The 19007-nt window shown below is 67.2% G+C and carries 19 protein-coding genes; 4 read left to right on the top strand and 15 right to left on the bottom strand.

Annotation, left to right across the window (positions count from 1 at the left end; genetic code table 11):
• Together Q7J58_RS14200 and Q7J58_RS14195 are read right to left on the bottom strand one after the other, a co-directional pair.
• The coding region (locus Q7J58_RS14200) for a YecA family protein (RefSeq protein ID WP_304829256.1) at nucleotides 1-600 on the bottom strand (600 nt) is incomplete at its 3' end.
• Complete coding sequence (locus tag Q7J58_RS14195; protein ID WP_304829253.1) at nucleotides 597-2138, bottom strand: DUF2779 domain-containing protein; 1542 nt, start codon at nucleotides 2136-2138, stop codon at nucleotides 597-599. The genes Q7J58_RS14200 and Q7J58_RS14195, both read right to left, overlap by 4 nt.
• Before the next feature lie 158 nt (nucleotides 2139-2296).
• On the opposite strand from Q7J58_RS14195, the gene Q7J58_RS14190 reads away from it, so the two are divergent.
• A complete protein-coding gene (locus tag Q7J58_RS14190) occupies nucleotides 2297-2941 on the top strand; it encodes a glutathione S-transferase family protein (RefSeq protein WP_304829251.1) in 645 nt (214 codons plus the stop codon).
• A gap of 30 nt (nucleotides 2942-2971) precedes the next feature.
• Nucleotides 2972-3412, top strand: coding sequence for a hypothetical protein (locus Q7J58_RS14185; RefSeq protein WP_304829248.1), 441 nt, complete (start codon nucleotides 2972-2974; stop codon nucleotides 3410-3412).
• A gap of 251 nt (nucleotides 3413-3663) precedes the next feature.
• Here Q7J58_RS14185 and Q7J58_RS14180 read toward each other — a convergent pair whose 3' ends face one another.
• From Q7J58_RS14180 to Q7J58_RS14160, 5 genes are all read right to left on the bottom strand, one after another.
• Complete coding sequence (locus Q7J58_RS14180) at nucleotides 3664-4317, bottom strand: alternative oxidase (protein WP_304829245.1); 654 nt, start codon at nucleotides 4315-4317, stop codon at nucleotides 3664-3666.
• Nucleotides 4318-4682: 365 nt separating this feature from the next.
• Entirely contained in the window at nucleotides 4683-5366 is a 684-nt protein-coding gene (locus tag Q7J58_RS14175; protein ID WP_304829243.1) for an ABC-type transport auxiliary lipoprotein family protein, read from the bottom strand.
• The gene (locus Q7J58_RS14170; RefSeq protein ID WP_304829240.1) at nucleotides 5363-6298 is read right to left on the bottom strand and encodes an MlaD family protein; all 936 of its coding nucleotides are present in this window, start codon (nucleotides 6296-6298) and stop codon (nucleotides 5363-5365) included. The genes Q7J58_RS14175 and Q7J58_RS14170 overlap by 4 nt, the downstream gene beginning before the upstream one ends.
• Nucleotides 6299-6314: 16 nt before the next feature.
• A complete protein-coding gene (locus Q7J58_RS14165; protein WP_304829236.1) occupies nucleotides 6315-7115 on the bottom strand; it encodes an ATP-binding cassette domain-containing protein in 801 nt (266 codons plus the stop codon).
• A gap of 1 nt (nucleotide 7116) precedes the next feature.
• Entirely contained in the window at nucleotides 7117-7989 is an 873-nt protein-coding gene (locus Q7J58_RS14160) for an ABC transporter permease (protein ID WP_304829233.1), read from the bottom strand.
• Between the two features lie 550 nt (nucleotides 7990-8539).
• On the opposite strand from Q7J58_RS14160, the gene Q7J58_RS14155 reads away from it, so the two are divergent.
• Together Q7J58_RS14155 and Q7J58_RS14150 are read left to right on the top strand one after the other, a co-directional pair.
• Nucleotides 8540-9706, top strand: coding sequence for an ATP-binding protein (locus Q7J58_RS14155; protein ID WP_304829230.1), 1167 nt, complete (start codon nucleotides 8540-8542; stop codon nucleotides 9704-9706).
• On the top strand, nucleotides 9703-11919 hold the full coding sequence (locus Q7J58_RS14150) for a S8 family peptidase (protein WP_304829227.1): 2217 nt from the start codon (nucleotides 9703-9705) through the stop codon (nucleotides 11917-11919). The genes Q7J58_RS14155 and Q7J58_RS14150 overlap by 4 nt, the downstream gene beginning before the upstream one ends.
• A 180-nt stretch (nucleotides 11920-12099) precedes the next feature.
• On the opposite strand, the gene modC is transcribed toward Q7J58_RS14150, so the two are convergent.
• The 8 genes from modC to Q7J58_RS14110 form a co-directional block, all read right to left on the bottom strand.
• The gene (gene modC / locus Q7J58_RS14145) at nucleotides 12100-13173 is read right to left on the bottom strand and encodes a molybdenum ABC transporter ATP-binding protein (RefSeq protein WP_304829224.1); all 1074 of its coding nucleotides are present in this window, start codon (nucleotides 13171-13173) and stop codon (nucleotides 12100-12102) included.
• 159 nt (nucleotides 13174-13332) lie between these two features.
• Nucleotides 13333-14004, bottom strand: coding sequence for a molybdate ABC transporter permease subunit (gene modB, locus Q7J58_RS14140; RefSeq protein WP_304829221.1), 672 nt, complete (start codon nucleotides 14002-14004; stop codon nucleotides 13333-13335).
• A gap of 52 nt (nucleotides 14005-14056) precedes the next feature.
• The gene (modA, locus tag Q7J58_RS14135) at nucleotides 14057-14815 is read right to left on the bottom strand and encodes a molybdate ABC transporter substrate-binding protein (protein WP_304829218.1); all 759 of its coding nucleotides are present in this window, start codon (nucleotides 14813-14815) and stop codon (nucleotides 14057-14059) included.
• Between the two features lie 32 nt (nucleotides 14816-14847).
• Nucleotides 14848-15234, bottom strand: a complete 387-nt coding sequence (locus tag Q7J58_RS14130; RefSeq protein WP_304829215.1) for a hypothetical protein — start codon at nucleotides 15232-15234, stop codon at nucleotides 14848-14850.
• A 29-nt stretch (nucleotides 15235-15263) separates the two neighbouring features.
• Complete coding sequence (locus Q7J58_RS14125; RefSeq protein ID WP_304829213.1) at nucleotides 15264-16088, bottom strand: TOBE domain-containing protein; 825 nt, start codon at nucleotides 16086-16088, stop codon at nucleotides 15264-15266.
• Nucleotides 16085-16474: a hypothetical protein gene (locus tag Q7J58_RS14120; RefSeq protein ID WP_304829210.1), complete on the bottom strand. Its 390-nt coding sequence runs from the start codon at nucleotides 16472-16474 to the stop codon at nucleotides 16085-16087. Before Q7J58_RS14120 ends, Q7J58_RS14125 begins: the two co-directional genes overlap by 4 nt.
• A 529-nt stretch (nucleotides 16475-17003) precedes the next feature.
• Nucleotides 17004-17375, bottom strand: coding sequence for a hypothetical protein (locus Q7J58_RS14115; protein ID WP_304829207.1), 372 nt, complete (start codon nucleotides 17373-17375; stop codon nucleotides 17004-17006).
• A gap of 7 nt (nucleotides 17376-17382) precedes the next feature.
• Complete coding sequence (locus Q7J58_RS14110; protein WP_304829204.1) at nucleotides 17383-18993, bottom strand: FAD-dependent oxidoreductase; 1611 nt, start codon at nucleotides 18991-18993, stop codon at nucleotides 17383-17385.
• Between the last annotated feature and the right edge of the window lie 14 nt (nucleotides 18994-19007).

The following is a 19007-nucleotide window of genomic DNA, read 5'->3' as shown; positions in this document are numbered from 1 at the left end:
GCTCTTCCAGGTTTCGCGCAGGCTATAGACGGCCCAGATCGCATCGCCCACGGCCTTCAAGCGCGCCGCGCTCACGCGGGGCGGGCCTTGCTGGTCTTCGTAGGCGTGCAGGGTGGGCGCGCCGGTGTCGGGCAGCGTGAGTGCGCGCAGCAGCTTGAGCGCGGCCTCGCGCCACTGCTGCGCCTGGGCGTTGCGCGGGCCGGCCCATTCTTCGGGCCAGGCGGTCACGGCGGCCATGAAGCCTTGCGCCCAGCGTTGGGCGAACGCGTCGTCGCTCTCGCCCAGCTCGGGCTGGTAGGCGGCCGGATCGTCGAGCGCGCTCACCCGGGTGTCCAGCGCCTGTTCCACCAATGCCCAGCGCCGCGCCCACAGACCCGCCATCTCGCTGGGCACGGCATCGGCCGCCAGGCCCAGCAACCGGGGCCAGTATTCGCTGGGGGCGATGGCGCGGCGGCAGCAGACCAGGGCCGCCATGAAGCCTTCGCAGAACTCCCAGTCCGGCGTCTCGGGGAAGCTTGTGCGCCGCTCTGCGAGCCAGGCCTCCAGCGATGCAAAGTCGTCGGCGCTCAGGGGCAGCAGTTCGGTGGCAACGGTGTTCATGGAGCGGTTCCAGATTGTTCAAACAAAGCCAGCAGCTGGCGCAACACCGCCGTTTCGCGCTGGCCATGGGCTTGCAGCGCGGCCCGGCAGGCGGTGCGCACGGCGGCGCTTTGGCCGGGCTTCTGCATCAGCGCAAACACCGCCTGCGCCGAGCGACCGGCGCCTACACCCAGCGCGGGGTCGAGCACGATGTCTACTTCCAGCCCGGGCGCCACGGCGCGCGCGATGGAGCGGAAGGACCACGAGCCGGCCATGACCGGGTGGTAGCAGTGGCCGCGCGCGATCTGGAACAGATCGACGATGCGCGGCAGCAGCGCGTCGAGCGCGGGCGCGAGGTCGTCGAACCACTGCGCCAGCTCGCGGATGCGGTTGCGCTCGAAGCCGGCGTTGTAGGCCAGCACCGCGCCCGAATCACCGAGCACGCCCAGCAGCGACAGCGCAAACGCCCGGCGCGGATCACCGCCCTGGGCATCGGCCAGGAAGTGGTGGTCGCTCCACGCGCCGTCCACCGTCTGCACCGCGCAGCTCCACTGGAACGGCAGCGTCTGGTAGGGCCGGGTGCCGGGCCAGATCGGCACGGCCAGGCCGATGGTGTCAAAGCGCAGGCAGTGGCGCGGGTAGGGCCAGGCGCGGGCCAGCGCGCCCACCTCGGGCTCCAGCAGCGGCGCGCCCTGCTGCACCGCGCGCACGGCGCGGCGCTGGCGCGGCGGTGCGATGTCTTCGGGGCGCAGGCTCATCACATCAACGTGACCGGCGGCGCGCCATTCGGCGGCGGCTTCGCGCCCGAGGATGTCGAGGCTGGCCTCGGCGTGTTCGGCTGCGACCGGCAGCGGGCAAGCCTTGCAGCCCGCCGCGAACTCGCAGCCGCTGCCCTCGTGGCAATGCGGCCCGGGCGTGGCGGCCGGCTCCGAGCCGCGCTCGCATTGGCGCATGGCGCTCAGCCAGTCGGCCACCGGGCGCGAGCCGAGCACCGGCCCCAGGTCCACCTCGCGGAACAGGCCGGCGTAACAGCCGTGGCCGGGGTAGACGAAGTCGGTGTCCACCAGCAGCAGGCCCACGCTCTGCACCGCGAAGCCGCAGCGCGCGGCCACGTGCGTCCAGAGCGCGACCGTGTCCACGTCGGAGTCGTCGCCCACCGTCGCGTAGCGCAGCTTGAACAGGCGCAGGCCGTGTTCACCGGCGGTCAACACGTCGATGCGCACCTGGACGCGGTCTTCGCTGGTCAGGCAGGCGCCCAGGATGGCCCAGCCCTCGGGCGGCTCGGTGTCGCTGTCCAGGCAGTTCAGCGTGTGGCGCACGGCCTGCAGCCACTGCGCGGGGCTTTGCGGCGCGGCCACGGTGTCGGCGTGCGGGAACGAGGCGCGCAAGGCCACGTCCAGACGCTTGCCGGGCGCCGGGTCAGCAGCGCCTGGGGTGGGTACCGACGCGGCGGGCGCAGCCACCCCGCGCTGCAGTTGGCGGCGCGCCAGCCAGAAGCGGCGCTCGCAGCTGCGCCAGCGGCGCAGGTCGTCGTTGTTGAGGGGCGGAGCAAAAACCATGGGCGCTATCCAACAAAGCCGACACAGGAGCGGACGGCGAACAGGACAAAGACCACAGCGCCAGGGCGCAGCACGCCCTGGCATCGGTGGTGAACCCCTGATTAGCAAGCTGCGTGCAAGCCCGGCTGTGTGGCGCGCGTCTTGCAGACCGGCCCCGCATGACGCTCCAGTTCTACATGACCCCCGGCTCCTGCACCACCGGCATCCACATCCTGCTCGAAGAGCTGGAGCTGCCGTTTCAGGTGAACATCGTCAACCTGCAGGCCGGCGACCACCGCCAGCCCGCCTACCTGGCGCTGAACCCCAAGGGCACGATCCCGACGCTGGTGCTCGACGACGGCACCGCCCTCACCAGCTTCCCGTCCATCGCCTGCTGGCTGGCGCGGCGCCACCCGCGCAAACGCCTGCTGAGCGACGACCCGCTGCTCGCCGCGCGCACGCTGGAGCTGCTGGATTGCGCGGTGAACACGGTGCACGGCCAAGGCTTCACGCGCATCTTCACCACCGAGCGTTACGTGCCCGAAGGTCTGGACCCGACCGACACGTCTCGGTGGACGGCCAGCATCACCGCACAGGGCCAGGCCATCGTGCGCGAAGCTTTTGACGTGATCGAAGCCCGCCTGCCCGAAACCGGCTACGCCATGGGCGCCGACTTCACGATCGCCGACGCGGCCCTGTTCTATGTGTTCTTCTGGGCCAGCAAGACCGACATCGCCATGTCGCCGCGCTGCCAGGCGCTGTTCGAGCGCATCCGCGCGCGCCCGGTGGTGAACCAGGTGCTGCGCGAAGAAGGCTACCGCTGAAGGTTTCTGCCATCACACACCCACAACACCATGACCACCCTCACTGACATCCCACGCCACCACCGCGTCATCCTCTGCCACTTCGACGACTACAGCCACGCCCTGGTGTTCCCGCGCTGGGCACACGGCATGCTCTGGCCGCAGGCCCTGCCCGAGGGGGCACAAGCCCTGAGCAGCCCACCCGAGCCACAGCCCGCAGCCATTCACAGCGCGGCCCTGATCGCCGCCGTGCTGCAAGGCAGCGACCTGAACCCCGACGACATCGAAGAAGTGCCCGCCTTCCAGCCCTGGTTCCAGACCCCCGAGGGTCCCTTGCGCGTGCACCTGCTGCGCTTCACCACCCCGGACGCGCCCAAGCCCGCCATCGCGGCGATGGGCGGCAGTTTCAAAGCCCTGAGCGAACTGCGCGGCGGCGATATGGCGGAGCTGATGTTGCTGCGCGAGGCTTTTGGCCTGGTGGCGGGCGGTTGATCACTGCCCCAGGCTGGGTCACGGCCCAGCTGCGAATCCCGCTGCACAAACACCTCAGCCAATCAACGCCACGGCGACGCGCTCTGGCTGTTCGTGTCGCTGCCCATCTCTGCTGGCCGAGGCCGCCCCCCAGGCGCTGGCCAACACGACACGCCATGCCGGCCTGGCGCGCACCGTCGACGCAGGCATCAAAGAGCGCGCCGCGCAGGCTGTCGCGGGGGGTGGGCCAGGATCAGCAGACAGCGCATGGCTCACCGGGTGGTGTCGGCGTGGTCGGGGTACGGTGCGACCGGCTCCGGGTCGGCGGGCCGGCCGGACAGCTGGTTGGCCAAGCCGTGGTTGACATCGCGGTGGTGCGCCTCGTCTGCGCGCACCACGAGCACCACGTCGCGCAGCGTCGCGTCGTCCGCGAGCTTCCAGTACCTTCTCGCAACCGCCGGAGCAGCGACGTTGGGCACGCGACCGGCATCGATTTCCGCCAGGTACAGCGTGTAGCTGAGCACCGCCTCCTCCTCGAAGTAGCCGACCAGGCGGTGCGCCGTGCGGCGCGAAACGAGGTACAGAAGGAAAAAGCCAAGGTAGAAGACCCACTGCGCGACCAGGATGAGCAGCCGCTCCAGCGTGGTGGGCCGGGCCAGCTCAATGAAGGTCATGAGGTGCATGCGCTCGTTCTCCGCCTCCTCCATCAGCGTGCGGATCCAGCCGTCGTCGTCAACAAAGCGGCGCAGGCACTGCAGGTGGGTGGCCATCGCGCCCACCATGCCAGGCACGGCCGCCACTGTTTCGAGCACGATCGCCCGGTGGCCATAACGTTTGACGAAAAAAGTGTCGGCAAAGAAGCGCAGCAGCCGGGTCACGCCCAGCGCGAAGCGGTCCGCCAGATCGCTGGGCTCACGGTGGTTCATGGTGTCTTTCCCGATGCGAAAAGGGTGTGAACGGGCCCTTACGCATGGCATCGCCATTTTTGACGACACGGCGCGGGCTGTCAGTACGCAAGCGCACAGACCCTCCCGGTGCGGGGCCCTGCGGTCTTTCATTGCCGATGGCAAGACCAAGATCGAGCGTCGTATCCAGCGCTTTCACACGCTTGACGACCCGCGTTTCATGGCTGAGCTGGGTGTTCTCCTGGGGCCGCCGTTCCTGGCTGGAACGCGCGTGCAGGCCCTGCTGAACGGTGTGTTGCCGCGCGAGGCCTTTGGCCTGGTGGCGGGCCAGCAGCAGGGGCGCCCTCTTCCCAACGGCCGAAGGGCCAACGCCACAAGACGCGCGCTCAGCGCGGCGCCGGCAGCGGCTGCTCGGCGCAAAACGCCGCCACCGCCGCCGCCAGTTGCATCGCGGCCTCTTGCGCGGCGGCTGCGCCGGCCACCGGGTCTTCGCCGGTGGCGTTCACGCTGATGTTGAACTCGCGCCAGGCCAGGGCTTCGCGGGTGCGGTTGTTGAGCAACACAGCGCGCAGGCTCAGCTGCACCTGGCTCGGGCGCTGGCCGAAATCCTGGTGCAGGCGCACCAGCTCGGTCTCCAGCCGCCAGCCGGTGGTGCCGGCCGAGGGCGCTTGCAGCACCGCGCCAAACGCGCCGCTGCCTTGCAGGGCGCGCACCAGCATCGGCGCGAGCATCTGGGCCGGCGGTTCGACCCATTCGTTGAAGGCAAAGGCTTCGAGTTGCTGCGGCCGGCGCTGGTAGAGCATGCGCCGGCTGTCGTAGCCCGGGGCGGCGCGCGGCAGCTCGACCGTGAGGCTGGGCGCACCGGCAGCGGGTGTGCGCGGCGTGGCGGCGACGGTTGAAGTTGCGGGGCCAGCGTCGAGCGCAAAGCGCGCGGGCGGCGCGGCCGGCTTGGGCAACAAGGTGCCGGAACAAGCCACCAGCAGCAGCGGCAAAAACATCAATGGCAGCAGCAGCGCCATGCGCAGCCGGCGCGTTGGAACGGCGGCGCTCGCGCCTGAGAGCAAGGTCATGGTGGGCTTTCTCCGGGGCCGGGCGTGGGGGTGGGGCTGCCCAGCAGCAGGCTGCTCGGGTTGCCCGCAGCCTGTTCGCTCAGGCGGCGCAGCGAGGCCGAGAGCTGGTTCAGTTCGGCCATCAACCGCGCCAGATCGGGCAGGGTTTGCTGGCTGATCGTTTGCAGGCTGGCGGTGGTGGTGTCGGCCGCCTCACCGGCGCGCGCGCTGGCCTGGGCAGTCACGTCGGCCATGCGTTTCACGGCTTGGGCACTTTCCTGGATGCTGTCCAGCGTCGGCCCGAACTGCTCGCCGGCGCGCGCCGTCAACCGGGCGGCTTTCGCAGCGTCGGCCACCCCGGCGCTGATGGCCGCCTGCTGCCCGGCCAGGGTGTGGGTGACCGAAGCCAGATCGGCCAGCGTGCTCTTGAGCGCAGCGCGGTTGTCGGCATCGAACACGGCGTTGAGGTTGTTCGAGACCCGGTCGACGTTGGCCAGCACGCTGCTCAACACGTTCTCCAGCCGGGCGCTCAGCGAGGGCTTGAACGGGATCGTGGGCGGTGCGCCGTCGGGGCCTGGGCCGAGCGCCTGCGCCTCGGCGCTGCCGCCGCTGATTTCGATGTAGGCGATGCCGGTCAGGCCCTGGGCCTTGAGCACACCCACGCTGTCCACCTTGATCGGCGTGCCGCGCTTCACCAGGAAGTGCAGCCTCACCTGCAGCGGGTTCTGCGGGTCGATCGCGATGCGGTCCACCTTGCCCACGTCCACGCCGAGGTACTTGACCGGGGCGTTGAGGTTCAGGCCGGCCACCGATTCCTGGATCACCGCCTGGTAGGGGTCCATGGCATCGCGGCCGCCCAGGCCGGCGGACAGCCACAACACGCCGGCGATCAGCAGCGCGGAGAGGGTGAGCACGAAGGCACCAACCAGGGTGTAGTTGACTTTGTCGTCCATGGGCGTGTGGGTGGTCTCAGGCAGCGGCCGGCTGCGCCGCCCGCGCGGTGCGGGCCTCGCGCGGGTTGGTGAAATAGGCGGCCACGGCCGGCGCGGGGTTGCTCGAAAGCTCTTCCATCGTGCCGAGCGCCATCACATGGCCCTCGCCGAGCACGGCCACGCGGTCGCACACGCGCCACATCAGGTCCACGTCGTGGGTGACGATCACGACCGTCGCGCCAGAGGCGGCCTGGGTGTCGAGGATCAGCTCGTCCACGCCGCGCGAACTGGCCGGGTCCAGGCCCGAGGTCGGCTCGTCGAGAAACAGCAGCTCGGGGTCGAGCGCGATGGCGCGCGCGAGCGCCGCGCGCTTGAGCATGCCGCCGCTCAACTCGTTGGGGTGCTTCAGGCCAGCGTCGGACGGCAGACCGGTCAGGGCCAGCTTCTGCTCGGCGATGCGGTCGACCTCTGCGCTGGCCAGCTGGCGGTGTTCGCGCAGCGGCAGGCCCACGTTGGCGCGCACGCTGATCGAGCCAAACAGGCCGCCGCGCTGGAACATCACACCCCAGCGCAGCCGCAGCGCCTGGGCCTGCGCGGCGCTCAGCGTGGACAGGTCTTCGCCAAACACCAGCACCTGGCCCGAGCTGGGCCGCTGCAGGCCGATCATCTCGCGCAGCAGCACCGACTTGCCCGCCCCGCTGCCCCCGGCCAGGCCCAGAATCTCACCGCGCCGCACGCTCAGGTCCAGCCCTTCGTGCACCGTGTGGCTGCCAAAGCGCGTGGCGATCTGGCGCAGTTCGATCACCGGTTCATTGCTGTGGAGGGCTGGGCTGTTCATCTCAAAGGTCCAAGAGATTGAACGCCACCGAAAACAGCGCATCGGCCACGATGATCAGAAAGATCGACTGCACCACGCTCAAGGTGGTCTGCCGGCCCACGCTGTCGGCGCCGCCCTGCGTGCGCAGGCCCTGGAAGCAGCCGACGCTGGCGATGATGAGCGCAAAGATCAGCGACTTGCCCAGGCCGATCAGCAGCGCCGAACCCTGCATCACGCGGCCAAACCGGTCAAGGAACTCGGCAAAACCGATGTCCAGCTGCGTGCTCGCCATCACCATGCCGCCTAACACGCCGGTGATGTCGGCAAACAGCGTCAACAAGGGCAGCGCCACGGCCAGCGCCACGATCTTGGGCAACACCAGGCGCTGCATCGGGTCGATGCCGATGGTGCGCAAGGCATCGATCTCTTCGGCCACCACCATCGAGCCGAGCTGCGCCGCGTAGGCCGAGCCCGAGCGCCCCGCGATGATGATGGCGCTGATCAGCGGGGCGAACTCGCGCAGCATCGCATAGCCCACCAGCTCCACCACAAACACGTTGGCGCCGTAGTGGCGCAGCTGGTCGGCGCCCTGGTAGGCCACCACCACCCCGAGCAAGAACGAGGTCAGCCCGATGATGGGCAGCGCTTCATAGCCGCCGATCTGGATCTCGTGCCAGATCGCGCGCACGCGCCACAGCTTGGGACGCGGCAACACCCGCAGCGCGGCCAACGCGGCCTCGCCGACAAAGCGCACAAACGCCTGCCCCTGCAACACCGTGGCCACCGCGCTGCGCCCGGTGCGCTCCAGCCAGCCGTGCTGCGGCGGCTGCGGCAGAGGCGGCCCCGCCTCCGGCGCGGCAGCGGGCGTGGGAGGGGTGTGGGGCTCGGTGTCCATGGGTAACGCGGAGACTGGCAGCGCGGACGGGGGGCGTCTGTGCGGCGTCGAACACACGATCAAGGCGCTGAACCAGTGCGTCGCAACATCTGATGCCACCTACCGCCTGCATGGACGGGCCATCGAGAGCGAAGCCCAGCCGTGTTCGCAGCAATGCTGCAAGGTCTCCCCGGGCTGCACCACGACGACGCCTCCCGTGGCCGCGCGCACGCAGGAGCTGCTATCAACCTGCCCGGCCCTGCGTGCGGGAAGATTTTGACGGGATCAAAGCCCGGGTGCCTGCGGCTGGCCCCAACACGTCGACGCGCTCTTCCGGGCAAGCAAGTCCGACTCGCACCTGCCGCCGCGCCATGTGGTCTTTCCGGACCAAAGCGCCTCTGCGCCTGCCCGGTGGCGATCCGGATGAGCGGGGCAGCGTGCGGTCGCCCTCAACTGCTGCCCCTCTGGGCATAGCGTGTGCCGTTCTTCACAGCTCAGAAAAAACGTGTGAGAATACAACTGTTCCAGTTTTAAAGAAAAAAATTTTAATTAAAATCAATAAGTTGCAAACATGTTGGACCAAATGAAAGAAGTTAAATCAGATTTAGCCCAGTTGATCAGGCTGGCACTTGCCGAGCAAACAGAGGACGTGCGACTGTTTGTAGCTCGCCTCGTACGGAAGTACCGCAATACCGATCCAGAGCTGGCCAAACAGATGGATTTGTATCTGCGTGCGAAGGCGCCTCGCTCAAGCGCCCCCATGCGAAAGGTCGCGCAACCCGCGTTGCCGACGCAGACCTTGCCGGTCGACGACGACTCGAGACTGTCACTGCTGAAGGTTTTCAAGGACGAGTCCAGTCGCGAGCAACCCCTTCTCTCGCTTGATCTCGAAGAAACCTTGAGTCAACTGATCCAAGAGCGCCGTCAAACGGAGCGTTTGGCATCAATGGGCCTGAGCCCAACACGATCCGCCATTTTTGTGGGGCCACCAGGTGTCGGCAAAACGCTCACGGCGCGCTGGTTAGCCTCGCAATTGGGTGTGCCACTGTATGTGTTGGATCTGTCCGCCGTCATGAGCAGCCTGCTCGGACGCAGCGGAAGCAACCTGCGTTCCGCACTCGATTTCGCGAAACGTAGCCCTTGTGTATTGCTGCTGGATGAGATTGACGCCATCGCCAAGCGCCGCAGTGATGATGCCGACATCGGCGAGTTGAAGCGGCTGGTCACCGTCATCCTGCAGGAGGTTGATGAGTGGCCTGCCACGAGTTTGCTGCTGGCTGCAACCAATCATGCAGAGTTGATTGACCCGGCGTTGTGGCGGCGTTTCGATTTGGTGATCAATTTCAAGGCACCAGAAATGCCCGCCGTCAAACAGGCGATCAAACGCTTTCTGGGCCAGGACTATGCGCTGTTCGGGCGCTGGATCGACATTCTGACCTTCGTCTTCAATGGTGAGTCATTCAGCGACATCGAACGCGATCTTCAGCGTTTCCGACGTGCCGTCGCGTTGGGTACAGCTTCAGATGCTGATCTGATCGAAGAGTTCGTCAAATCGCGCGCGCTCGTCCTGGAACGTCAGGGGCGTATTGATCTGGCGGTGCTGCTGGCCAAGCAGACCCGTCTTTCGCAGCACACGATTTCCGACATCACTGGCGTGAGTCGCGACACCATCCGAAAGTACACCAGTGAGCAACCACCCACCGTCAAGAAACCCTCAAAAAGAAAGCCTGACGCATGAGCCAAACCAATTTTCTGATCGGGCGCGGCGAACTGCTGACCCACGACATCAAGGGACCCAAACGCATGCCGGGCAAGGCCGAGGTGTACACCCTCGCTCAAGCCGCACAGCGGTTGATGCCTCAGTTCTCGGCGACCGCCACCGCACTCGATGCTTTGCCTGCGAACGCCTGCCCTGGTGACTTCGGCGTTGCCCGGCTAACGATGAATCCCAGCTACATCGCCCGGTCATTCTTCCCGGTGGCGATGCTGCGCACCGTCGGCCTGGAGTCTGTCGGTAGTCGTACCGTGAAGGTGACGCCCGGCGGCTGGACCAAGAAGGGAGCGCCGCAGGAATGCACGACGACCGAATTGTTCGTTGCCGGTAAGCGCCAAGCGTTTCGCCACCTCAATGACTGGACCCAGCAGATCGAGCCCGAGTCCGATGAAGCGCTGGACCTGGCGCATATCGAGCAGTTCTCTGCATTCACGCCTCATGAACGCATTGCCGACTACGGCAGCCCCAAGGATCGCTTCTTCGAGGTGGGCATCCACTTGCTGCCTGATGAAAGCCGCCTGTTTGTCCAGCAATCCTTCGTGAAATATGCCAAGGAGGTGAGCGTCAAGGTTCATAGCGACCTTGGCTTCACAGCGGGCAACCTATGGTTCGTGCCAGTCGAAGGTAAGCATGAGCACATCGAACGGCTCGCCGAATTCGTTTTCGTGCGCATCATCCGCCCGGTGCCCAAACTGCGCGGCATGCGGCCCGTGCACCGCACTGGCGAGGTGTCGGTCGGTTGCAACCTACCGACCGAACAGCCTCTGTCGTCGGAGCCCAAGGTTGCCATCCTTGATGGCGGATTGCCCAAACAGCACGCAATCGGCCCATGGCTGCGCTCGTATCGCGTTCTCGACGAAGATGCACAAGACGACCCGGCAGGCTTGGAGCATGGCCTTGCCGTCAGCTCCGCATTCCTGTTCGGACCCATCCAGCCGAACGGCACTGCCGCCCGTCCCTTTGCTTATGTCGATCACTTGCGCGTGCTCGACAAAGACGCTGACACGGAAGATCCGCTGGAGTTGTACCGGACTCTGGGCTTTGTCGAACAGGTTCTGCTTTCACGGCAGTACCAGTTCATCAATCTCAGTCTCGGTCCGGACTTGCCGATCGAGGATACCGATGTACACGCCTGGACGTCGGTCATTGACGATCTTCTGAGCGACGGCGACACCCTGATGACCGTGGCCATCGGCAACAACGGTGAGATGGACCGCGCCTCAGGCAATGCTCGCGTGCAGGTGCCTTCGGACTGTGTCAACGCGCTGGCAGTAGGCGCCGCCAACGACACCGAGGCGATCTGGGCACGCGCGCCGTACAGCGCGGTCGGCCCTGGCCGCAGCCCAGGTGTGGTCAAGCCGGATCTGATGGCGTTCGGCGGTAATGCCGGCAACTACTTCCACGTACTGTCTCCGGGTAAGAAAGCGGCCCTTTCACCCCAACTGGGCACCAGCTTTGCATCCCCGTATCTGCTGCGCAGTGCTGTCGGTATTCGTGCCATCCTGGGCGCAGAACTGTCGCCCCTCGCCATCAAGGCACTGCTGGTTCATGCCGCAAATCCCCTGGAGCACGACAAACTGGAAGTAGGCTGGGGCAAGGTGCCCGAGGACTTGATGCGCATCATCACATGTCCGGAGGGCGTAGCGCGCGTGGTCTACCAAGGAGAGTTGAAGCCGGGTAAATACCTGCGCGCCTCGTTGCCGCTGCCCATCGGTGGCCTGAATGGCAGCATCCGACTCAAAGCAACCTTCTGCTATGCCTCGCCGACCGATCCACAGGACGCTGCCGCGTACACGCGCGCGGGACTGGAGGTTGTCTTCAGGCCCAGCGACGAGAAGATCAAGGACGGAAAGGCCAACGCCGACACCAAGAGTTTTTTCGACATGAAGAAGTACGCAACAGAGGAAGAGCGGCGCTCCGACATGGGTAAATGGGAAACGGTCTTACACAGCGCGAAAAACATGCGCGGCAGCACCCTCAAAAATCCGGTCTTCGATATCCACTACAACGCGCGCGAAGCCGGCGGTCGAGCCACCGGCGCCGAGAAGATCCGCTACGCGCTGATCATCACCGTCGAAGCCCCCAAGCATGCCGACCTCTATAACGAAATCCTGCGCGCCTACGCGAAGACACTGGTACCCATCCAGCCGCAAGTGTCGCTACCGATTCGCGTGTAGATCAAAGACACTTAAACAAAGTCTGGAAAGCCCTGACGCATCGCGTTTGTGTTGGTCACCTTTTAGTATTTCTACAGACACCTCGCAAAAATAGTTGTTTTTGCGAGTCGAATTGCGATTCGGTGGAGATGCTCAAGATATCCTGTCCCTTGGTGCTGAGCGAGCAGATTCAGCCCGGCCCTACCCGATCAACGCCACCGCCTTGATCTGCGCCCAAACCGCCTGACCCGGCGTCAGCCCCAACGCAGCCGCCGAACGCCGCGTCAACCGCGCGAGCAACGACGACGAAGTGCCCACCTGCAAACGGCACAAGGCCAGCGCCGGGTGGCTGTCGTCGGCCAGTTGGTCGACCACCACCGGCAGGCTGTTGAGCAGGCTGGTGTCGGTCGCGGGCGAGAGGGCCAGGCTCACGTCGCGCGCGAGGATGCGGATGCGCACCGTGGCGCCTTTGTCTTGCCCGCCGTCGCGCACCCAGAGGCAGCCGCCCGGGAACGCCACCCGCGCCAGGCTCCAGGCCGCGTCGCGCTCGACCACCACGCCCTCCAGCACCACGCCCGCGTCTTCGCCCAGGCGGATCGGCAGATCGACGCGCGACAGCACCTCGGCCAGCGGGCCCGAGGCCAGCGCCCTGCCCGCTTCCATGGCGACGATGTGGTCGGCCAGGCGCGCCACCTCGTCGGGCGCGTGGCTCACGTAGACCACCGGGATGTCGAGCTCGTGCGTCAGCCTTTCCAGGTAGGGCATGAACTCGTTCTTGCGCGCCAGGTCCAGCGCGGCCAGCGGCTCATCCATGAGCAGCAGGCGCGGGCTGGTGATCAGCGCGCGCGCATTGGCGATGCTCTGGCGCTCGCCGACTGAAAGCCCGGCGGTGCGGCGCTCCAGCAGGTGGCCGATGCCCAGCAACCCGATGGCCCGGTCCCACGCCACGCGCTGCTGCGCTGCCGTGGCACGCGCGCGGCCGAATTGCAGGTTGGCCCGCACGCTGAGGTGGGCGAACAGTTGCGGCTCCTGAAACACGTAACCCAGATCGCGCCGGTGCGTGGGCAGGCCCTGCGCGCCGTCTTGCCAGACTTCGCCGTTCACCACGCAACGGCCCGACTCGGATGGGTTCAGGCCGGCGATGCAGCGCAGCAGCGTGGATTTGCCGCAGCCCGAGGGGCCGAACAGTGCGGTCACGCCACGGCCGGGCAGGTGCAGGTCCACGTCGAGCGTGAAGCCGGGATAGTCCTGGCGGAAGCGGGCTTCAATCGTCATGTCTGCTTTCCATGGCGCCACACGGACGCTGCGGTGTTCGAAACAGGGCGGCGCCCGCCTTTCGGCGCAGCCGTGGAGCCGGCATTGCCGGGCCGGGGGCTGCGGCCCCCTCCGGCCAAAGGCCAGAGAGAGGGAAACGCAAAGCGGCGCAGGGGGGCTTCATGCCATGCGGTTCCAGCCGCGGCTGTTCAGGAGCAGCAGTACGGCGAAAGAAAACACCAGCATGCCGCCGGCCAGCCAGTGGGCCTTGGCGTAATCCATGGCCTCCACGTGGTTGTAGATGGCCATGGACAGCACCTGGGTCTTGCCGGGGATGTTGCCGCCGATCATGAGCACCACACCGAACTCGCCCACCGTGTGCGCAAAGCCCAGCACGGCGGCCGTGATGAAGCCCGGCCGCGCGAGCGGAAGCGCCACCGTGAAAAAAGCGTCCAGCGGCGAGGCGCGCAACGTGGCGGCGGCTTCCATGGGCGCGCGCCCGATGGCGGTAAAGGCCTGCTGCAGCGGCTGGATCACAAAGGGCATGGAATAGATGAACGACGCCACCACCAGCCCGGCGAAGGTGAACGGCAGCAGGCCCAGGCCCAGCGCCTGTGTGAGTCGGCCCAGCGGCCCCTCGGGACCAAGCAACACCAGCAGGTAAAACCCCAGCACCGCAGGCGGCAGCACCAGCGGCAGCGTGACCACCGAACCCACCCAGCTCTTGAGCCGCGAAGGGGTGTGGGCCAGCCACCAGGCGACCGGTGTGCCCAGGATGAGCAACAACACGGTGGTGATGCCGGCGAGCCGGATGGTGAGCCAGATGGCGTTGAGATCGGCGTTCGACAACATGGGGATCAACCTCTGTGAGACGGGGTTCGTGCGTCGCAGCGGGCACCGCGCTTCATTGCTCAATCCCGTACCCGAAGCCTCGGATCACCGCCCGCGCCTTGGGCCCCTGCAGGTAGTTCATGAAGGCCGCGGCGCCCGGCTTGTCCCGCCCCTTGTTCAGGATCACGGCGTTTTGCCGGATGCTGGTGTACAGATCGGCCGGCACCACCCAGGCCGAGCCTTCGATCTGGCCGTCTTTGAGCACCTGGGACAGCGCGACAAAACCCAGTGGGCTGTTGCCGCTGCTGATGAACTGGTAGGCCTGCACCGTGGTCTCGGCCGTCACGAACCTGGGGGCCAGGCGGTCGTACACCCCCAGGGCCTGCAGCGTTTGCACCGCAGCGGCACCGTACGGAGCGAGCTGGGGGTTGGTCAGCGCGATGTGTTGGAAGCTGCCGCGCTTGAGCACCTCACCCGCCGGGTCCACCACGCCGGGTTTGGCCGACCAGAGCACGAGTTTGCCAATGGCGTAGCTGAACTGGCTTGCGGCCACGGCCGCGTTTTCCTGGATCAGGCGGGCGGGTGTGGCGTCGTCGGCCGCCAGCAGCAGCTCGAACGGTGCGCCGTTGCGGATCTGCGCATAGAACTTGCCGGTGGAACCGAACGAGGCCACAAGCTTGTGGCCGGTGTCTTTTTCGAAATCCGTCGCGATTTGCTTGAAAGGCGCCGTGAAGTTGGCCGCAACGGCCACGGACACCTCGTCGGCCATGGCCGCCGCAGAAGCCAGCGCAAGGCCTGCCAGCATGGTACGAAGGGTGGATGGTGTGAACATGAATGCACTCCTTGGGGTGGGGGTGGAAAGGCTCAATACCGGGAAAACAGGTCGCGCACCTTGCACAGCGCGGTGGTCACGTCGAAGCGCGTGTCGGGCAGGGCCTCGCCGGCCAGCACCTTGTTCAGCGCCACCAGCGGATCGGTCTCGCCGGTCAGCAGCACCTGCGCGCCCCAGCCCGCCATGTGGCGCAGAAAGCCGTCGCCCGCGCTGCCCGCGATCAGCAGCGCCACGCCGTGCAGCGGGTGCGGGCCGTCGTCCTTGAAGTGGTGAGGCAGTTGTTCTTTGGTGAGCGTGATGCACTGCGGATCGGGCAGCGGCTGACCGCTCTGGCAATGAAACAGCAGCCACTCGCGGGCCTGGCCCGCGTGGCCGCTGACCTGGCTCCAGGCCTTGTGGGTGGCGATGGCGACTTTCATGAAAGGTCCTTGGTTTTTTCGAACGGGTTTCAGTCGGTGGACACGAGGAACACGCTCGATGCCTTGAAGATCGCGGTCACCGGCTGGCCCACCGCCAGGCCCAGGCGCTGCACACTCGGGTCGGTGACCACGGCGGTGAGCACGTGGTGGCCGCCCGGCAGGTCCAGCGTGACCTCGGTGTTGACGGGGCCGTGGTGGATCTGTTGCACCAGGCCGCGGAAGCGGTTGCGCGCCGAGACGCGCGCGCCCTCCTCTTCCACCATCAACACGATGGACGAGGCCTTGACGAAGGCCAGCACGTCGCGGCCCTCTGCCAGGCCGAGGTTCTGCACCGACTCGTTGGTGACGATGGCCGTCAGCTCCAGCGACGGGCCCAGCTTCAGGATCACCTCGCTCTCGACCACGCCGGTGCGGATGGCGCCGATGGGGCCGGCGAACTGGTTGCGCGCGCTGGTCTTCATGGTCAGCTTCCTCAGGATGTGCCGGAACTCGGCGATGTCTTGCGCGCCGTGCTGCGCGAGCTGGCCGCTCAGGCGCGCGAGCGCGGCCTGCGATTCCTGCTCCAGCGCGCGGTAGAAGGCGATGAGGCGGCGGCCAAACGCGGTGAGTTCGCTGCCGCCACCGTGGCGCCCGCCGGTGGCGCGCAGCACCAGCGGTTCGGGCGCCACGTTGTTCATGTGATCCACCGCGTCCCACGCCGCCTTGTAGGCCATGGGCACGGCCTTGGCGGCCTGCAGGATGGAGCCGTGCTGGGCAATGGCTTCGAGCAGGCGGATGCGCTTGTCGCCGAGGAAGCTGCCCATGGCGGTGTCGATCATCAGCTTGCCCATCAGGGGCTGGCTGGTGACGCTCATCGCGGCATGCCTCTGCTGAGCGAGAGCCGGGGAATCACCGCGCCAGCGCCGAAGCGGTTGATCACCTTGTGGCTGGTGAGCCAGCGGCTGTCGGGCAGGCGCCAGGCGGTCACGGTTTCGGCGTAGACCGGGGCCTCGTAAAAGATCTCGTCGTCGTCCGAACGCAGCGCCGTCTGCACATAGCGGAAGGCGCAAAAGCAGGCCTGGCCTTCGGCGTCGAGGCCGAGGCTGCGGTCGGCCACGATCTCGTGTTCCTGCTCGACGGCAAAGCTCACGGGCGCCACCACGAGCCCGACCAGATCGGACGGCAGTTCCTCCATCCACGCCACCGCTTGACCACGCGCGGGGCAGGCGTTGGGTAGCGGGCTGTACAACGGTTGAGGCATGACGGGCTCCTGTATCGATCACGACATAACGCACGGGTCTGACGACAGCGTTGTGTGCTTTGCTACACAACGTCCACTCTTTCGTGGCTTGTTGACCTGGTTTGCAAAACGTGGGCCAGCTTGCGGAAGGGAACGCGTCTCTGTTTTTGTGTTGTTTGGTTGAACGCAGATCTCGTTCGTTGCACCTCGCGATGCCAAGGCGTGTGCTCGCTACCGATGGAGAGCCCATTCACGTCTTGCTGCGGCAGGCGCTGCCCGGTGGGGGCGATGTTCCGGGGTGGCTGTGTCCGCCCGTCTGGGGCCGGGCGCGCAGGTGCGCGCTTCGTTTCTGACTCGCGGCCACTGTCTGAGCGAAGAGAGCGCAGCGAACGAAGCGAGTTTGGCCGCGCCGGCCCCAGACGGGCGGACACAGCGAAGTCGGCGCAACGCGCCGACCACCCCGGATGAGCCCCCACCGGGCAGCGCCTGCCGCAGCCGCGAGACGCTGCACCCGCAAGTTTCCCCTCAGACCGCAATGCGTTTCAGGTCCTCAGGCCAGACTCATGCGAAACAGCTCCGGCTGGCTCTGTCGGTACACCCGCAGCCACAACAGCGTGGCGGGCACCAGCGACTGGCTGGCGAACCACAGGGCTTCGTCCAAGGTCTCGCCGGGTGGGCCAGCAAGTTGCACCTGCATCAAGGCCCAACCCGACCAGTCGAGCTCGGGCATGGTGGCGCGCTGCTCAGGCTCGATCTGCGCCACGCTGGCGGCCAGGGTGGCGAGCTGGCGCTGCACCTCGCCACGGGTGAGGCGCGAACGCATCAGTTCTTCGCGCGGCAGTTGCTCGACCAGGATCAGCACCGATTCGCAGGCGTTCTGGATCAGGCCCAACAAGGCGCTGTGCAGCATGGGTTGGCTCATGGGTGTTTCAGGCGCTGGCTGCGACAGGCTGGGCTTGCAGCAACCGGGCGTTGAGCTCGATGGCGAACTCGCGCCAGGCGGCGGCCAGGTCGAGCGTGATGGCGCGTTGTGTCTCGGCGTCGGGCGCCTGGTCTTGAGCGAAGTTCGACAAGGCACACGAGCTGGCGTTGAAGGCCAGCGCGGCCTGCATCAAGCCCTTGTTCCAGCCCGCAAACGTTGCCAACAACTGCGGCGTGAGCGCGTGCTGCCCCTGCGCGACCGCAGCGTCGGCGGCGTCGAGCGCTGGCAACAGAGCGTCGAGTTGCGCCAGGCTCTCGCTGTAGACGCGGTCCACCGTGGCGAGCAGCGCGCGCTGCGTGAGCAGATCGTGTTGCTGGCTGGAGAGCAGGCGTGTGAGGTGGCGGCGGTACTGGTCGGGCGCGGCGGCGGCGCGCGCCGCCACGCCTTCGGCAAAGGCCCGCAGTGCGGCTTCGCGGTCCTGGGCCACCGGTGCCTGAGGGGCGGCGGTGGGCGCTTTCTGGCGCAGCAGCGCATGGGCGATGCGGTCGGCCGCTTCGAGCGCGCCTTCCATGTGGCCGGCACCATGGGCCGCCGTTTCGCTGCCGCCCAGGAACACCCGGCCGCTCCACAGCGGCTGGCGCAGCAGTGGGGCGGCCAGCGGCGGCTCGGGGGGCGTGGCGCGGTCGGTGTCGCTGCAGGTCCAGGGCTCCAGCGACCAGTCCTGCAACTGCAGCCGGCCGCTTTGTGCGGCCTGGCCGTAGAGCTGGGCGAGCTGGCTGTCGATCAGCAGCGGCAGGCCGCGCTGGAAGTGCTCGCGCTGCGCCGGGTTCAACGCCACGAAGCCGCCCAGCGCCGCGCCATGGGCTTCGTCGCAGGCGTCGAACACCTCGCCGAGCACAGCCTGGGCATGGCGCACGAAGGCGTTGCCCGACTGCCCGGCTTCGCGCCAGAAGGCGTGCTCAAAAGCGACCAGGGCCTTGGCGTGCGTCGCCATCCAGGTGGCGGTGGCTTCCATCGCGTCCCAGACCGTCGCCGGCAGGGGCGGATCCAGCAGCATGCGATCGTGCACCAGGCGCGGCGGCAAGGCGAGCACGACCTGTCGCGCGCGCAGCGGTGCACCGGTCTCCAGCAGGATGTCGATGTGGGATCCGCGGTCGCGCAACACGCGCACGGGCTTGCCCAGCTGCAGGCAGCCCGCGGGCAGTTCGGCGGCGAGCGCGTCCACGAGCCGGGCCGCGCCACCCTGGATGCGCCGGGCACCGGCGTGCACGCCGCCCGCTTCCTGCCGGCGTTCCGGTTCGCGGTTGGGGTCGGTGAGCCAGAGCGCGTCGCCCGGGTCGTGCTGGGCCAGCGTGGCCAGACCCAGTTCGTCGAGCAGCGCGCTGATGCGCGGCTCGGTCTCGGGCCAGTACCAGGTGGCGCCCATGTCGAGCGCCTGGCCGGTCTGTCCATCGCTGCGGGTCAGCACCCGGCCGCCGAAACGCTCGCGCGCTTCGAGCAGGGTCACGCTCAGGCCGCGCGCGACCAGACTGCGGGTGATCGCCAGGCCACACAGGCCCGCGCCGACCACCACGACGTCGGCCACCTTGGGGGTGGGCAGATGAAGCAGATCGGCCATGGTGGTGCGGCCCT

This window comes from Hydrogenophaga sp. (assembly GCF_030656115.1).
Classification (GTDB): domain Bacteria; phylum Pseudomonadota; class Gammaproteobacteria; order Burkholderiales; family Burkholderiaceae_C; genus Hydrogenophaga.
The sequence above is the reverse complement of the archived record's forward strand: the minus strand, read 5'-3'. Positions and strand labels throughout refer to the sequence as shown.

Bases quoted from the DNA above. Each gene is read 5' to 3' on its own strand.
- Q7J58_RS14160 (WP_304829233.1), bottom strand. From the start codon at position 7,989: ATGGACACCGAGCCCCACACCCCTCCCACGCCCGCTGCCGCGCCGGAG.
- Q7J58_RS14180 (WP_304829245.1), bottom strand. From the start codon at position 4,317: ATGAACCACCGTGAGCCCAGCGATCTGGCGGACCGCTTCGCGCTGGGC.
- Q7J58_RS14165 (WP_304829236.1), bottom strand. From the start codon at position 7,115: ATGAACAGCCCAGCCCTCCACAGCAATGAACCGGTGATCGAACTGCGC.
- Q7J58_RS14110 (WP_304829204.1), bottom strand. From the start codon at position 18,993: ATGGCCGATCTGCTTCATCTGCCCACCCCCAAGGTGGCCGACGTCGTG.
- Q7J58_RS14150 (WP_304829227.1), top strand. From the start codon at position 9,703: ATGAGCCAAACCAATTTTCTGATCGGGCGCGGCGAACTGCTGACCCAC.
- Q7J58_RS14190 (WP_304829251.1), top strand. From the start codon at position 2,297: ATGACGCTCCAGTTCTACATGACCCCCGGCTCCTGCACCACCGGCATC.
- modA (WP_304829218.1), bottom strand. From the start codon at position 14,815: ATGTTCACACCATCCACCCTTCGTACCATGCTGGCAGGCCTTGCGCTG.
- Q7J58_RS14155 (WP_304829230.1), top strand. From the start codon at position 8,540: ATGTTGGACCAAATGAAAGAAGTTAAATCAGATTTAGCCCAGTTGATC.
- Q7J58_RS14195 (WP_304829253.1), bottom strand. From the start codon at position 2,138: ATGGTTTTTGCTCCGCCCCTCAACAACGACGACCTGCGCCGCTGGCGC.
- Q7J58_RS14115 (WP_304829207.1), bottom strand. From the start codon at position 17,375: ATGAGCCAACCCATGCTGCACAGCGCCTTGTTGGGCCTGATCCAGAAC.
- Q7J58_RS14125 (WP_304829213.1), bottom strand. From the start codon at position 16,088: ATGAGCGTCACCAGCCAGCCCCTGATGGGCAAGCTGATGATCGACACC.
- Q7J58_RS14120 (WP_304829210.1), bottom strand. From the start codon at position 16,474: ATGCCTCAACCGTTGTACAGCCCGCTACCCAACGCCTGCCCCGCGCGT.
- modC (WP_304829224.1), bottom strand. From the start codon at position 13,173: ATGACGATTGAAGCCCGCTTCCGCCAGGACTATCCCGGCTTCACGCTC.
- modB (WP_304829221.1), bottom strand. From the start codon at position 14,004: ATGTTGTCGAACGCCGATCTCAACGCCATCTGGCTCACCATCCGGCTC.
- Q7J58_RS14175 (WP_304829243.1), bottom strand. From the start codon at position 5,366: ATGACCTTGCTCTCAGGCGCGAGCGCCGCCGTTCCAACGCGCCGGCTG.
- Q7J58_RS14170 (WP_304829240.1), bottom strand. From the start codon at position 6,298: ATGGACGACAAAGTCAACTACACCCTGGTTGGTGCCTTCGTGCTCACC.
- Q7J58_RS14185 (WP_304829248.1), top strand. From the start codon at position 2,972: ATGACCACCCTCACTGACATCCCACGCCACCACCGCGTCATCCTCTGC.
- Q7J58_RS14130 (WP_304829215.1), bottom strand. From the start codon at position 15,234: ATGAAAGTCGCCATCGCCACCCACAAGGCCTGGAGCCAGGTCAGCGGC.